We start from the raw sequence: 13392 nt of genomic DNA on the forward strand, positions 1-13392 counted from the left end.
TTTGTCGTACCGATGGTGTTGGGTGTGGTTGTGCCTCGTCGTCGGGATCCTGCCGCGCCTCGGGTGGTGCATCGCACCGCGCGGGTGGCGTTGCGGGTGACGCCCGGGCAGCAGCGGCGGTGTTTCGGGTTGTTGCGTTCGGCTGGTGATGTTTGGGCGTGTGTGTTGGAGGTGAACGCGTGGCGGCGTCGCCGTCGGGACGCGCCGTTGTCCGGCTATCAGGAGTTGTGTCGGGAGTTGGCGGCCTCGGGGCCGGGCACGTTCGCCGAGTTGGACTCGGCGGGGGCCCGGTCGGTGTTGCGCCGGTTCTCCGAGGCGTGGTTCGCGGCAGCGAAGCGGCGTAAGGACGGTGACGTGTCGGCGGGGTTCCCGCGTCGGCGGCGGGGGTTGGTGCCGGTGCGTTGGTATCACGGCACGTTCGCCCTGCAGGGGCGTCGGGTTCGGATTCCGATGGGCAAGGGCGCGTCGCCGTTGTGGGTGAGGTTGGCGCGGGAGGTGCCGTATCCGCTCGAGCAGGTCCGCTCGATCACGCTGCTGTGTGAGGGTGGTCGGCTGTTCTTGGACGTGAGTGCCGAGATTCCGATCGTGAGTTATCCGGCCGGCGCTGGACCGGACCCGGGTCGGATCGCTGGGGTGGACCTGGGGATCATCCACCCGTATGCGGTGGCCGGCCCGGACGGTGCGGGGTTGCTGGTGTCGGGGCGGGCGATCCGCGCGGAGCACCGCATGCACCTGGCTGACACGAAAGCCCGCCGCCGGGCGGTCGCCCGCCGGGCGCCGAAGCCGGGTCAGCGGGGTTCGCGGCGGTGGCGCAAGTACCGGCGCCGCGCCCGTATGGTGCAGGGCCGGCATCGGCGCAGGGTCCGTCAGGCTCAGCACGAAGCCGCCCGTTCGGTCGTGTCGTGGGCGGTAGAACAGCGTGTCGGTGAGCTGCGGGTCGGGGATCCGCGTGGGGTGCTGGGCATCGAGGCGGGGCGGCGGCACAACCTGCGGTTGCGGCAGTGGCAGATCGGCCGGCTCTTGCAGGTCCTCACCGACAAGGCCACCCTGGCCGGCATCACGCTGCGCTTGGTGAACGAACGTGGCACGTCTTTGACCTGCCCTGCCTGTCAGCGGCGGGTACCGAAACCCCGTGGGCGGATCCTGTCCTGCCCGCACTGCCGGTTTTCCGGGCACCGTGACCTGGTCGCGGCTGCCATCATCGCCACCCGTATTCCGGGCGGCGGACCCACCACCCCGACAGCCGTTGTGCTGCCGGAGGTGCTCACGCACCGTCGAGCCGGACGGCACCTTCCTGGTGCCGGCCGGTCCCGACGTGACCCCCGCCGCCCACGGGCGGCGCGAGGATCAGTTGGCCCGCGCAGGCCCGCCCCACCACCCGCAGGGGAGTCGCTCGCCCACAAGGCGAGGATCCACAACCACCACCGGACACCCGGTGAACGTTCGTGGACACCGCACTAGCTCCGCCGAGCGTCCTTGACGAAGACGATCCCGTCGGTGCTGGCCAGGTGAGCCGGATCAAGCGGGGAGTAACCGAACCAGGGGGAGACCCGGGCAGCGGGCGTCACGTTGGCGAGGGCAGTGGCCAGTCGGCGGGCGTCGACGATGTGACGCTCCTCCGGGAGCGCGTACAGCAGACCCTCGATGGTGTCCGGAGGCGGCGTGCCCACGCCATGGTGGCGGATCGTGCCAAGGGCTGTGGCGAGGAAGGCGTACCCCCGGCCCAGGTGGGCGCTGACGATCGCGCCGGCGCTCCACCCACCGGCAGATCGCCCATCCGCATCGTGCTCTTGTTCCGCTGGAGGTGGCCGTTGTGGGCGTTCACCAGCGCAGGGCCCCGCTCGGCGATGGCGAGCAGGTTGGCGGCCATCATCGAATCGCGTACGCCGAGCAGCCTCGCCAGGCGGCTGGGTGACGTGTCGGCCATCCCGAAGTGGTAGCGCAGCAGGCCGATGGAGGTGCGCCCGTACAGGCGCGCCCGGTGCCAGTCCTCCCGTGCGGACGCCGCGATCAGGTGTGGCGTCTGCGCGTCGAGCAGCGCCATCAGCTCGTCGGCGAGCAGCCGCAGCTGTCCGGCGTCGCGCGTCTGCCCCACCGATTGGGATGGGTCCATCATGGCGGCGGGGTTGGTCCACCGGTCGTCGGCGCCAAGCAGGCGGTTGAGCGTCTCCTCGGTGCAGGGAAGCAGGTCGGGGTCGACCCAGGTGGTGAGGTAGGAGTGGAGCGCGGTGAGGGCCTGTCGAGGGCTCGCGGCACCGGCGATTTCCAGCGGGCCGTCGAAACCGGCGAAGCGCAGTTGCTCTGACGCGGGCCGGTCGTCGTTGTACGCGCGCATCCAGCGCACCAGCTCACGGTTGGCCGCGAAGGCGCCCCACTCGTGGCTGAAACCGCGCTCCATGACCTCGTCGAGCGTGCCCGTGCCCGAGGTGACGTAGTCGTCCACGACCAGGCCCATCACGCAGTCGCTCTCGATGGCGATCGTCCGGTAACCCTCCTGCTCGACGAGTTGCCGGAAGAGGTCGTTGCGTAGCTCGAGCAGAACGTCCTCGCCGTGGGTTGGCTCACCCAGGGCGAGCAGCCGCGGCCGGGCCGTGAGCAGGCTCATGACGGTAGGAGCGTCGACGACGTGGGCGGCGTCTGTGATACAAGCAGCAGTCATATCCTGAACCGTATCGTTGAACCGACGGTGCAAACTTTTCGCCGATTTCGACAGGGCAGTGCGGGCGGAACCCTCAAACCGGTAGTTAGCTGGTCGGGGCGTCTCGAATGGCGAGTGCGGCTTGGATCAGCGCGGCGTGGGTCAGTGTCTGGGGGTAGTTGCCGAGGTGGGCTCCGGTTGCGGGGTCCAGCTCCTCGGCGTAGAGGCCGAGTGGGCTGGCGTAGTCGAGCATGGTCTGGAACAGCTCGATCGCCTCGTTGCGGCGCCCGGTGCGGGCGAGGGCTTGAACGAGCCAGAATGAGCAGGGCAGGAACGCGCCTTCGGTGCCGGGGAAGCCGTCACGTCCGGGCGGATAGCGGTAGATCAGCGGGCCGCCGGCGGAGAGCCCGTCGCGAATGGCGTCGATGGTGCCGCGCACACGGGGCGAATCGACGCTGTCCATGTTCAGCAGCGGCAGGACGAGCAGGGCCGCGTCGAGGTTCTCGGAGCCGTAGCGGCGGACGTAGCTGCTCGCCGTTGGGTTGAAGCCGGATGTCCGGACCGCGGCGGCGATGGCGTCTCGTGCTTCCTGCCAGCGTCGACGTTGACGGTCTGGCAGGGGGTGACTGTCGGCGATACGCAGGGCCCGGTCCAGGGCGAGCCAGCCCATGAGCTTGGAATGTACGTGTTGGGCAGGTTCGCGGACCTCCCAGATGCCGGCGTCGGGCTCCTGCCAGCAGCGGGCGACCACGTCGGCGAAGCCGCGTACCGCCCGCCACGTCTCGCTGTAGAGGGGGTGCCCGGTCTGTGCGAACGCCCAGGCGGCGTCGATCACCCAGCCGTAACCGTCGAGTTGGTGTTGCTCGGCGGCGCCGTTGCCGATCCGTACCGGGACGCTGCCGAGATAGCCGGGCCAGCCGGGCACGTCCCGTTCTGCTGGTACCCGGCGGCCGTGCAGGGTGAGCAGCGCCGGCAGGCGCGGCCGCTCCAGCCGGCTGGCGTGCAGCAGCCACGCGAGGAAACCGCGGGCCTCGTCGGCTTTGCCGACGCTGAGGAAGGCACTGACGCCGATGCTGGCGTCGCGGGGCCAGACATAGCGGTAGTCCCAGTTCCGTATCCCGCCGGGATCCTCGGGCAACGACGTTGTGGGTGCGGCCACCGGGGCTTGCGAGGGCGAGTAGGTCAGCAGCCGCATGGTCAGCAGGCTTCGTACGACGTGTTCCCGGAAGGGCAGTGACCCGTCGATCTCGGCGGACCAGGCCCGCCAGCGGTCCTCGTCCTCGGTCAGCAGTTCCCAGGCCGATTCCGGTTCGACATGGATCAGCGGTTCGCGGTGGGCCACGGCCAACACGAGAGTGACCGGACGGCCCGGCCTGACCGTGATCAAGGTGGGCCGACCTGGTTCTATGGTGAGCGTGGGTGCGCTGCCCAGAGAGACCGCCAGTGACCTCCACTGACACACCAGGGCCTCGCGCCGGTGGTGGATTCGGGGCCGGCGGTGCTTCACGCCGAAGCGGGGGTCGAACTCGACGACGGCGTCGACCGCTGCGTCCTCGGTCGACAGCCGCCGAATGATCATTGTCGCGGGCAGCAGGCGGCCGCTGACCTCGGCCACCATGGCCTCGGTGAGGGTGAGCCGGCTGCTGTCCACCGCCCAGGTCGTCTCCAGGGTGGCGGTGTGCTGCCGGTAGCGTCGTTCGATGACCGCGGCCGGTCGGGCCGGGCCGACCCGGAACGTTCCCGCGTCGGGGCCCCCGACCAGCCGGCCGAAAAGGGGATCGCCGTCGAAGCGAGGCACGCAGAGCCAGTCGATCCCGCCGTCACCGGCGACGAGGGCAGCGGTGCGTGTGTCACCCAGCAGCCCATAGTCGCTGATCGCCGCCGGGGGCCGGGGACACGTCGTGTCGTACCCACCAGTCATGAGCGCTTCCTGACGAGTCGTGCGACGCGGATCAATCGGCTTGAAGGAGCAGTCCGAGGACCACCCCGTAGAGGACGTGGACGACAACCACGACCGCGGGAGTCTGGATGCCGTAGTTGACGGCGAACAGGCCGGGCGGCTCCAGCACGGCCGTGCTGGCCGGGCCCGCCCGCTGCGACGCCATCCGCGGGTGGACACCCGGAAGCAGCGGCAGGAGCACCGTCAGCGCGATCCCGACGTGGATGGTCCCGAGCAGCGCCCCGATCCACCAGGTGGCGCGGTGCAGCAGCGCGAACGTGGCCGCGTAGCCGAGGGCGAAGCCCTGACCGGCGCAGAGGTGCATGAAGAACCCGACGACCCGGGCCCGGTCGGGATCCTCGGTGACGAGGGACCCGAGTACCAGGGGAAAGTCGAGGCGAGTGAGACCGGCCAGTTGGGCACTGGTCAGCGCTGCGGTGAGCACCGCGGTGGCGACCAACCCGAACAACGCCCATCCGGCCCAGTCCATCTCAGCAGTGCAGGACGTCGCGCGCGTTCACAGTCGGCACGGCGAACGTTCCGGCGTTGGCAGCACGAGCGCCGGCGACGCCAGATCCCGGCACCGTGACGTTCTCTCGGTCATCGGTCCGTCCTTCGGCTGGACAACGGGACAGGTCTATGGCCGCCCGCGTCGTACCAACATCGGACGACAGTGGCCGCGCCGGCTTTTCACCATAAGCCCCAGGGACATGACATGTTGTCTGCTCGCCGAGATGCGACCGGCGGTGGGAAGCGGTGTGATCAGGGGCGTCGTGTGGCGCGTACGACGACGTCGTGCAGAGGAACCGCATGGCCGCCGGGGGCGGTGACCGTGCGAAGGTGCTCTTCGGCGGTGGTGATCTCCCATTCGGTGTCGTCCAGGCCCGCGGTGATGTCCGTGAGGGTGACCGATGCCTCGGCGGGAGGGTGGTGCCCGTGCCCGGTGGCTCCCGAGGTCTGCAGGTGCCCGACGATCAGCAGGGTGCCGCCGGGCGCCACCCATGCGGAGAGGCGGTCATAGAAGGCCAGTTGCGGCATCGCGGGGTGCGCGTAGTGGGTCGTGACCAGATCGAACCGCGTGCCCGGGGCCCAGACGGTCAGGTCCGCGTCAACCCACCGCACGCGCTCGGACACCCCGCTGTTCGTCGCGCGCTCGGCGGCGCGGGCGAGGGCTTCGGGGGCGATGTCGACTGCGGTCACAAGCCACCCGTGGGAGGCGAGCCAGACGGCCTCGGCGCCGGTGCCGCACCCGGCATCCAACGCCGTGCCCGGCACCAGGCTGCTGGTCTCGCTGGCGAGATACGGATGCGGTGCGCTCCCGGCCATCGCTCCGGGTCCGATGCCGTGCGCCTGGTGCCAGTGTCGCTCCCAGTAGTCCTTGTCGAATCCGTGCGTCATCGGGTCCTCCCGTGCAACGACCACGTCCCTCGTCATCTCCGCCCGCTCGGCCGTCTGGCCTGCCGCTTCATCGTCTTCGCGTGTCACCTGACGACTGTGACCAGCAGCGGGGCCGTACGCAAACCTTCTTGCCAAATGGCAAAATGGGGGCATGGACAGGGACCTGGACCGCACGCTCGAGGCTGTCGGGCCGAGGCTGAAGCACCTGCGGCTCCGCCGCGACATCACGCTCACCGACCTCGCGCAGGAGACCGGCATCTCCGCCAGCACGCTGTCCAGGCTCGAGGCGGGCCTGCGACGCCCCACGCTCGAGCAACTCCTGCCGCTCGCTCGCGCCCACGGCGTCACTCTCGACGAGCTCGTCGACGCGCCACCTACCGGCGATCCCCGCATCAACCTGCGCCCCATCGCCTGCAGCGACGGGTCGACCGTCCTGCCCCTGACCCGCAGACCCGGAGGCATCCAGGCCTACAAGTTCGTCCTCCCGACCGGGGTCGACGACCGCGAGCCCGACCGGCGCACCCACGAGGGCTACGACTGGGTCTACGTCCTCAACGGCACGCTGCGCCTGGTCCTCGGCGAGCACAATCTCATCCTCAGGCCCGGGGAGGCCGCGGAGTTCGACACCCGCACCCCGCACTGGTTCGGGTCCACCAGCTCCGGTCCCGTCGAGTTCCTCAGCCTCATCGGCAAACAGGGCGAACGCGCGCATGTCCGGGTAGCACCAAGATCAGGCTCGGCCGAGTAAGGGTGTACCGCTGCGTGGCGGGCGTCTCGACGGCGGCGCTCCGTGTAGATCCCTGGCCTTCGGGTAGGCGGCCGGTAAAGGCCTGAGCAGGGGCCATGCGACATGCCGGGCAGCCGGAACAGAGGAGGTGGCGTCGTGCAGCATCACGAATTCGTCGGCCAGGTGCAGGCCCGGGCCCGATTGGCGGACATTGGGGAGGCGACCTCCGCGATCCGGGGGACGTTGCAGACTCTGGGCGAGCGGGTTCCTGAAGGGCTGGCCGACAACCTGGCCGCGGAGCTGCCCCGGGAGATCGGTGAGTACCTGCGGCAGACGGCGCCCGCGCCAAGCTCCGGAGTTCGCTTCGACCGCGATGCGTTCGTCGCCCGGGTAGCGGACCGGGCAGGCATGGATCCCCCTCAGGCCGCCTATGCGGCCCGGGTCGTGCTCGAGGTTGTCGATGAGGCGACGCAGGGACGGATCATGGACCGCCTCCAGTCGGCGCTACCGGCGGATCTACGTCAGATGGTTCGTTCCGGCAGTAGGGGCCAGCTACCCGGCTGAACTTGTCGACGTGGTCGCCTCCGCTGCACCGTCACCCAGCAGGGCGCGCAGCATGTCCTGGTGCAGGTTCGGCCGGCCGCCCGGATGTCCGACGGTTGCCCCGGCTGCGGCGACGGCGTATCGGGCGGCGGTCGGGGGCGGGTCACCGCGCAGTAGCGCCGCGGTCAGCGCGGCGACGAGGGCATCGCCGGCACCGGTGGTGTCCACCACCTTCTGATCGGTCAGGGGCACGAGCAGGTGCCCGTCACCCCACCGCTGGTCGCGCCAGGTGAAGAGGTTCCCGGCGTCCACGCCGAACGCGAGCAGCCGCGGCCCGGCTGCCAGGATGTCGCCGGCCGCGGTCAGCACCCGGTCGATGTCGTCGGTGGGCGCCGCGGTCCACATACGTGTCTCGTGGGCGTCGGCGCGGACGACGTCGGCCGCGGCGAGCAGCGCCGGACGGTCGCCCTCGCTGGCTGGTGCACCGTCGACCACCACAAGCCGACCAGCCTCGTGGGCCAGGCGCGTGGCGGCGAGGGCCGCCGCGGGCGGCTGCTGCAACTGTACGAGTACGGCGTCCGCGGCGCGTAGCAGCTCCGCGGAGGCTTCGACGTCGGCCGCGGTGAGGAGCACCTCGTTGGGCAGGTGTTGCAGGTACCGCCACTGCCCGGCCCCGTCGAGCGCCTCCACGATCAGCCCAGTGGGTGTGTCCGGCCGGCGGACCACGTGTGTGACGTCCACGCCGTCGCGGGTGGCCTGCGTGAGCAGGTTGTCGCCGATGTCGTCGTCGCCCGCTACGGCGACCAGCGCCACCGGCACGCTGAGCTGGGCGAGTGCCACCGCCTGGTTGGCGCCTTTGCCGCCCAGCATCTCGCGCCGCCCTCCGACGTCGGCCGCGTGGCCGACCTCCGGCCACCGGTCGACCTGAAGGACGAGATCGCGGGCGAGCTGGCCGATCACCACCGCGCGGGGACTGCTCATGTCGCTGTTCTACCCCGTACCGGACACGACTACCGGTTTGGCGAAACCGAGTGGAACGGGACGCTGACCGTGCCCGGGGTGCGCCACGATGGACCCGACGACGAGGACGTGACCGGTCACGCCGGCCCGACCGACGCGGCTCTAGTCGGCGGGCGAGACCCGGTAGTCGGACCCGGTGGCGTCGACACTCCAGTGTCTGCCGGCCACCGGCACGTGGTCCAGGCCGATCCGTCCGAGGTCGTCGGGAACGTGGGCGTCGGCGAGGAGGCCGTCCTCGCCCGGTTCGAGGCCGAGCATCGTGCGCAGAAACAGCAACGGCGCCCCGCTGGCCCAGGCCTGCGGGTTGCAGGCGGTGGGGTACGGCACGGGCTGACGACCGAAGGACCGGTCGTAGCCGGACAACGCCTCGGGTAGCCGGTGGTCGGAGTGCCGGGAGGCCTCCAGCATCGCCATTGCGATCCGGTTCGCTTCCTCCCGGTAGCCGTAACGGGCCAGCCCGGCGGCGATGATGGAGTTGTCGTGCGGCCAGACCGTGCCGACGTGATAGCCGATCGGGTTGTAGCCGACGTCGAGGGTCGACAGGGTGCGTACGCCCCATCCCGAGAACATCTCCGGAGACATGAGGTGCCGCGCGACCTGTCCGGCGCGATCGTCGGGGACGATGCCGCTCCACAGCAGGTGCCCCATGTTGGAGGTCATCGAGTCGATGGGCCGTTTGTCGCCGTCCAGGCCGATGGCGTAGTAGCCGCCCCGTTCGGGGATCCAGTAGTCCCGGTTGAACCTCTCGCGCAGTCGCGCGGCCTCGGCGCGTAGGCGGTGAGCCATTGAGGGGTCGTGCCAGGGCCCGTCGGCGAGTTCCGCCATGCGCAGCTTCGCGTCAAAGGTGTAGCCCTGTGTCTCACAGGTGGCGATCGGCAGGACGGGAATCGTCCCGTCGGCGTACTGCACGCCGTCGGGGGAGTCTCGCCAGCACTGGTTACCGAGGCCCTGGGTGGAGCGGGTGCCGTACTCGACGTAGCCGTCGCCATCGCGGTCCCCGTGGCGGTCGATCCAGCGCAGCGCGGCCTCGGCGTTCTCGCGCAGCCGGCATACCAGTTCGGTGTCCCGGGTCCATCGCCAGTATTCGGAGAAGAGGATCAGCCAGAGTGCCGTGGTGTCGGCGGCACCGTAGTAGGGGCGGTAGGGCTTGACCCCGAGCTGGCTGAGCTCACCCGAGCGGTACTCGTGGAGGATCTTGCCCGGCTCCTGGTCGGTGAAGTCGTCGAACACTCTGGCCTGGTGCCTGGCCAGCACGATCAGTGCTCCCCGGGCAACCTGCGAGCCGCAGGTCATGGTCTGGTAGGCGGTGATCAGGGTGTCGCGGCCGAAGGTGGTCAGAAACCACGGCAGACCCGCGGAGAAGAGGACGACCGGTTCGCCGGCGATGGTCTTCTCGAGCCGCATGGACACCAGATCGATCGCCGACCTGTGGTAGACGTCGCGCAGGAGATCCGTCTCCGCGTGCAGATTCGGCTTCTCGGCCGCCCATCGCGTCGACGGGTCCTCCGGCCCGTGATCGAACGCCTCGCCGAACCCGCGCACCACGGGCCGGCGGTCTTCCTCGCCGCACCGCAGCGGCACACTCAACTCACAGCTCCACTGCTGTCCCCGCTCGAGGCGCAGGTTCCAGACCAGGGCATCGCCGTCGACCAGGTCGGCTGGCGGGTCGGCCTCGATGTGTACGGAGGCGGCATAGCTGCCGTTGCGGTAGTGGAACCCGAGTGCCGAGCCGTCCGGTCCGTCCTGACGGATGATGTCCGGGGTGCGGTCGCGGCCGGACTCCTTGATCTCGAACAGGTCGGCGAAGTCGGTCCCGACCGCCAGGCGCAGTCGGATCGACGTCGGCTCGATGCCGAAATAGCGAAGTTCGACGCGCTCGTAGAGGCCGTCGCCGACGAAGCGCTGCCGCCGTACGCCGACCCGATTCGCGGACAGGTGGGGCAGGTCGGCATTCGCCAGGAAGAACGCCGCCGAGTAGGCGTCGACGGTCCCGGAGGAGAGCACCATCAGCGGGGCGTCGTCGATCGTCAGCTCCCACTGGTTTAGGAACCGGGTGTCGTCGTGGACGAGACCGCCGATCGAGCCCTTCGGCACGTTTCCCGCGGCGTCGGAGAACATGAACGTGCGGCCCTCCAGCACACCGACCGCGTCGGGCCCCAACTCCGGAGGCAGGTCGCGCGAGGCGCCGCTGGACACCCGGTGCCCCATCGACATGTCCGGCCACGGATCCGCAGGCGTCGGCCGCCGTGATGTCGCGGTCACCCACACCTCCTCAGGTTGTCGATGCGTGCCAGTCGCGGGCGTTGCCCCCCGGCTGGTGACCGCCGCCGGGCGCCGCCTGACGTCCTCCGCACCGGGTTCCCGGCCACACGCAGGTCATCCCGGCGCGTTGCCTGCCAGTGGAGATTGCGCGAATGCCGACGGTCGAGCGCCGGGATGGGCGGTACGGGCCCGACTGTGCGGTTCGGCCCTGGTTCGCGGCCTGAACCCGGTCAGTCGGGCCCGCCCTTTGATGCTCAGCCTCCCCTTACCAGCGGCGGGCCAGTGGTGGGAGGTGTCATTGGGGCGTTCAGCTGCCCTGCCTGAACAGGGCGGCGTATCGGGCGAGGTACAGCGGCCACCCGCCGTCGTGGGAGACGCCGTCGCTGACGGCCTGCCATCCAGGGCCGTGCCGGTCGATGTGGCGGTGCTCCAGTTCGACCCTGGTGCGCTGCGGGGTCTCGGCGACGAAACGGACCTCGACCTCGCTGGTGTTGTCCGGCTCGGTCTCGACCTGCCATTGCGGGCTGATGTCCCAGCTGAACACGACCCGGTTCGGCGGTTCGTAGGCGAGCACCCGCGCCCAGCGGCACTCGCTGCCGTCGGCGGCCCGGTCGTAGATGTGGCCGCCAACCTTCGGTTCGAACACGGTCTCGGCGATCGGTACGCCGAGCAGGTTGTGCTCGGGCGGCTTGAAGTCGCCGAACCGCTCGGTGAACACGGTGAAGGCTCGCGCGATCGACGCCTCGACGACGATCTGTTGGATCACCACGGCGGTTGCCTGGGTCATTGGTCCTCCTCGGTCGGTTCTTCGACGACGTCCTGATAGCTGTCCAGTGCCCGGTTCCAGAACGTCTCCAGCTGATCCCGCAGCGCGGCCACGCCTGCCGGATTGAGCCGATAGACCCGGCGCGCGCCCGCTGCGCGGTCGGTGACCAGCCCGGCGTCCTTCAGCACCTTCAGGTGCTGGGATACCGCCGGCCGGCTGATCGGCAACTCGTCGGCGAGCTCGCCGACGGCCCGGGGTCGCTCGGCCAGGCACGCGACGATCGCGCGCCTGGTGGGGTCTCCCAGCGCGTCCCAGCCATCACTAGCTTGGTAAGTAGCCACGAACGGTAAGCTACGACTTACCGAACCGCGAGTCAAGGCGCCACGTGGGCCGGATTCCGGGTGGTGAGGGCGTCTCGCATCGAAGCCGGAAACGCGGGCTTGACGGAGCGCGGACATCGGAGGTTAACTGCCTCAGCGATATAAGTCGATGCCTTTCGACCGTCCACACTGGCAGGTCGGGCGTTCTCGGCCATGCCATTGCGGCGAGGGCCCACGGGAGTGGGCACCGCCTCAGGCGCAGCGTTGCGCCGCCACCCATCCGGCGCGATCCAGCCGGCCGGCAGCACTCGACTCCACCGCACCACCCAGTACCGCCTCAGCCGAGCATCGGCGGCCCGGCTTTCGTACCACCGCCAACCCGGCCCCGCGTGCCCGCATGCCAGTGGCGTGCGCGCCCGGGCCGATGCTCAGCAGAGGAGCACAGCATGCGTTCCCGTGTGTCCGCACTCATCACCAGCCTGGCCGTGTTGCTGGCCACCCTGGTAGCCCTGCCGGCCCCGGCCTCGGCGGCACCCCTGACCAAGGTCCTGGTGTTCAGCAAGACCGCCGGATTCCGCCACTCGTCCATCCCCAACGGCATCGCCGCCATCCGGCAGCTCGGAACCGCCAACGGGTTCACGGTGACCGCGACCGAGGACGCCGCCCAGTTCACCACCGCCAACCTGGCCCAGTACCAGGCGGTGGTCTTCCTGTCGACGACGGGCGACGTCCTCAACGCCAGCCAGCAGTCGGCCTTCGAGTCGTACATCGCCGCCGGTGGCGGATACGTCGGTGTGCACGCCGCCGCCGACACCGAGTACAGCTGGCCGTGGTACGGCGGGCTGGTCGGAGCATGGTTCCACTCGCACCCGGCGATCCAGTCGGCCACCATCCGGGTCGAGGACCGGACGAACCCGTCCACCGCGCATCTGGCGGACACCTGGGTCCGCAGCGACGAGTGGTACAACTACCGCACCAACCCCCGGCCGAACGTGCGGGTCCTGGCCAGCCTCGACGAGTCGTCGTACAGCGGCGGCAACATGGGCGACCACCCGATCACGTGGTGCCGGGCCTACGGCGGCGGGCGGGCCTGGTACACCGGGCTCGGGCACACCGAGGAGTCGTACACCGATCCGAACTTCACCCGGATGCTGCTCGGCGGCCTCCGGGTCGCCGCCGGCGCCGTGACAGCCGACTGCACGCCGCGCACGACCCCGCCGCCCAGCGGCACCAGCCTGCGCGCCCGGGCCAACAACCAGTACGTCAGCGCGCCGAACGCCACCACCGCGCTGATCGCCAACCGGAGCGCCGTCGGCGCCACCGAGCGGTTCGACCTGGTCGACCTCGGCGGCGGCAACGTGGCGCTGCGCGCCAAGGCCAACGGCATGTACGTCGCGGCCGAGAACGCCGGCGCCGCCGCGCTGATCGCCAACCGGGCCGCCGCCGGCGCCTGGGAGACCTTCCAGCTCGTCCGCAACTCCGACGGCACGGTCAGTCTTCGCGCCCTGGTGAACAACCGGTACGTCGTGGCGGAGAACGCGGGCGCCGCCGCCCTGATCGCCAACCGGACCGCCATCGGCCAGTGGGAGAAGTTCGACCTCGTCACCGGCTGACCGCGCCCTCCCGCTCCGCGCCACCACACCGTCGCCACCATCCGGCTGCGGCGCGCCCCCACGCGCCCAGCCGGGGCCGTTGATCGCGAAGGCGGCCAGCAGAGGGGGGATGTGTCGTCAACGGGCTGATCAGGCTCGCGCTGCCCCGATCGGCCCGTGACATGAT

12 protein-coding genes and 1 pseudogene are annotated in these 13392 nt (G+C 70.2%); 4 read left to right on the forward strand and 9 right to left on the reverse strand.

The features are described from left to right. Window positions 1–12 precede the first annotated feature (12 nt). A complete protein-coding gene (locus tag BUS84_RS04620) occupies window positions 13–1461 on the forward strand; it encodes an RNA-guided endonuclease InsQ/TnpB family protein (protein ID WP_084757200.1) in 1449 nt (482 codons plus the stop codon). Here the strand turns inward: BUS84_RS04620 and BUS84_RS41140 are convergent. From BUS84_RS41140 to BUS84_RS04640, 5 genes and pseudogenes are all read right to left on the reverse strand, one after another. Then, a complete protein-coding gene (locus BUS84_RS41140) occupies window positions 1458–1742 on the reverse strand; it encodes a TraB/GumN family protein (RefSeq protein ID WP_244298537.1) in 285 nt (94 codons plus the stop codon). The genes BUS84_RS04620 and BUS84_RS41140 overlap by 4 nt on opposite strands. Window positions 1743–1840: 98 nt before the next feature. Beyond that, window positions 1841–2659 (reverse strand): annotated as a pseudogene (locus BUS84_RS40870) (erythromycin esterase family protein); the annotation flags it as partial. A gap of 85 nt (window positions 2660–2744) precedes the next feature. After that, window positions 2745–4559 (reverse strand): glycoside hydrolase family 15 protein, encoded by a 1815-nt coding sequence (locus BUS84_RS04630; protein WP_074309025.1) that lies wholly within the window; start codon window positions 4557–4559, stop codon window positions 2745–2747. A 31-nt stretch (window positions 4560–4590) separates the two neighbouring features. Further along, on the reverse strand, window positions 4591–5067 hold the full coding sequence (locus tag BUS84_RS04635; RefSeq protein ID WP_074309026.1) for a hypothetical protein: 477 nt from the start codon (window positions 5065–5067) through the stop codon (window positions 4591–4593). Between the two features lie 272 nt (window positions 5068–5339). Beyond that, window positions 5340–5975: a class I SAM-dependent methyltransferase gene (locus tag BUS84_RS04640; RefSeq protein WP_074309029.1), complete on the reverse strand. Its 636-nt coding sequence runs from the start codon at window positions 5973–5975 to the stop codon at window positions 5340–5342. Between the two features lie 151 nt (window positions 5976–6126). Between BUS84_RS04640 and BUS84_RS04645 the strand changes: the two genes are divergently transcribed. Further along, window positions 6127–6723: a helix-turn-helix domain-containing protein gene (locus BUS84_RS04645; protein ID WP_074309030.1), complete on the forward strand. Its 597-nt coding sequence runs from the start codon at window positions 6127–6129 to the stop codon at window positions 6721–6723. Window positions 6724–6858: 135 nt separating this feature from the next. Then, on the forward strand, window positions 6859–7266 hold the full coding sequence (locus BUS84_RS04650; protein WP_074309032.1) for a DUF2267 domain-containing protein: 408 nt from the start codon (window positions 6859–6861) through the stop codon (window positions 7264–7266). Here the strand turns inward: BUS84_RS04650 and BUS84_RS04655 are convergent. The 4 genes from BUS84_RS04655 to BUS84_RS04670 form a co-directional block, all read right to left on the reverse strand. Further along, window positions 7255–8226 (reverse strand): PfkB family carbohydrate kinase, encoded by a 972-nt coding sequence (locus tag BUS84_RS04655; RefSeq protein ID WP_074309034.1) that lies wholly within the window; start codon window positions 8224–8226, stop codon window positions 7255–7257. The two genes, BUS84_RS04650 and BUS84_RS04655, sit on opposite strands and share 12 nt — an antisense overlap. 141 nt (window positions 8227–8367) lie before the next feature. Further along, window positions 8368–10527, reverse strand: a complete 2160-nt coding sequence (locus tag BUS84_RS04660; RefSeq protein ID WP_244298377.1) for an amylo-alpha-1,6-glucosidase — start codon at window positions 10525–10527, stop codon at window positions 8368–8370. 307 nt (window positions 10528–10834) lie between these two features. Next, window positions 10835–11314, reverse strand: a complete 480-nt coding sequence (locus BUS84_RS04665; RefSeq protein WP_074309036.1) for an SRPBCC family protein — start codon at window positions 11312–11314, stop codon at window positions 10835–10837. After that, window positions 11311–11634: an ArsR/SmtB family transcription factor gene (locus BUS84_RS04670; protein WP_244298378.1), complete on the reverse strand. Its 324-nt coding sequence runs from the start codon at window positions 11632–11634 to the stop codon at window positions 11311–11313. The genes BUS84_RS04665 and BUS84_RS04670 overlap by 4 nt, the downstream gene beginning before the upstream one ends. Window positions 11635–12059: 425 nt before the next feature. On the opposite strand from BUS84_RS04670, the gene BUS84_RS04675 reads away from it, so the two are divergent. Next, a complete protein-coding gene (locus BUS84_RS04675) occupies window positions 12060–13226 on the forward strand; it encodes a ThuA domain-containing protein (RefSeq protein ID WP_074309038.1) in 1167 nt (388 codons plus the stop codon). Window positions 13227–13392: the final 166 nt, after the last annotated feature.

Origin of the sequence: Micromonospora cremea, from assembly GCF_900143515.1 — a bacterium.
Classification (GTDB): Bacteria; Actinomycetota; Actinomycetes; order Mycobacteriales; family Micromonosporaceae; genus Micromonospora; species Micromonospora cremea.

Excerpts from the sequence above, each read along its gene's own strand:
- BUS84_RS04620 (WP_084757200.1), top strand. The coding sequence starts at position 13 with ATGGTGTTGGGTGTGGTTGTGCCTCGTCGTCGGGATCCTGCCGCGCCT.
- BUS84_RS04630 (WP_074309025.1), bottom strand. The coding sequence starts at position 4,559 with ATGACTGGTGGGTACGACACGACGTGTCCCCGGCCCCCGGCGGCGATC.
- BUS84_RS04635 (WP_074309026.1), bottom strand. The coding sequence starts at position 5,067 with ATGGACTGGGCCGGATGGGCGTTGTTCGGGTTGGTCGCCACCGCGGTG.
- BUS84_RS04640 (WP_074309029.1), bottom strand. The coding sequence starts at position 5,975 with ATGACGCACGGATTCGACAAGGACTACTGGGAGCGACACTGGCACCAG.
- BUS84_RS04645 (WP_074309030.1), top strand. The coding sequence starts at position 6,127 with ATGGACAGGGACCTGGACCGCACGCTCGAGGCTGTCGGGCCGAGGCTG.
- BUS84_RS04655 (WP_074309034.1), bottom strand. The coding sequence starts at position 8,226 with ATGAGCAGTCCCCGCGCGGTGGTGATCGGCCAGCTCGCCCGCGATCTC.
- BUS84_RS04665 (WP_074309036.1), bottom strand. The coding sequence starts at position 11,314 with ATGACCCAGGCAACCGCCGTGGTGATCCAACAGATCGTCGTCGAGGCG.
- BUS84_RS04675 (WP_074309038.1), top strand. The coding sequence starts at position 12,060 with ATGCGTTCCCGTGTGTCCGCACTCATCACCAGCCTGGCCGTGTTGCTG.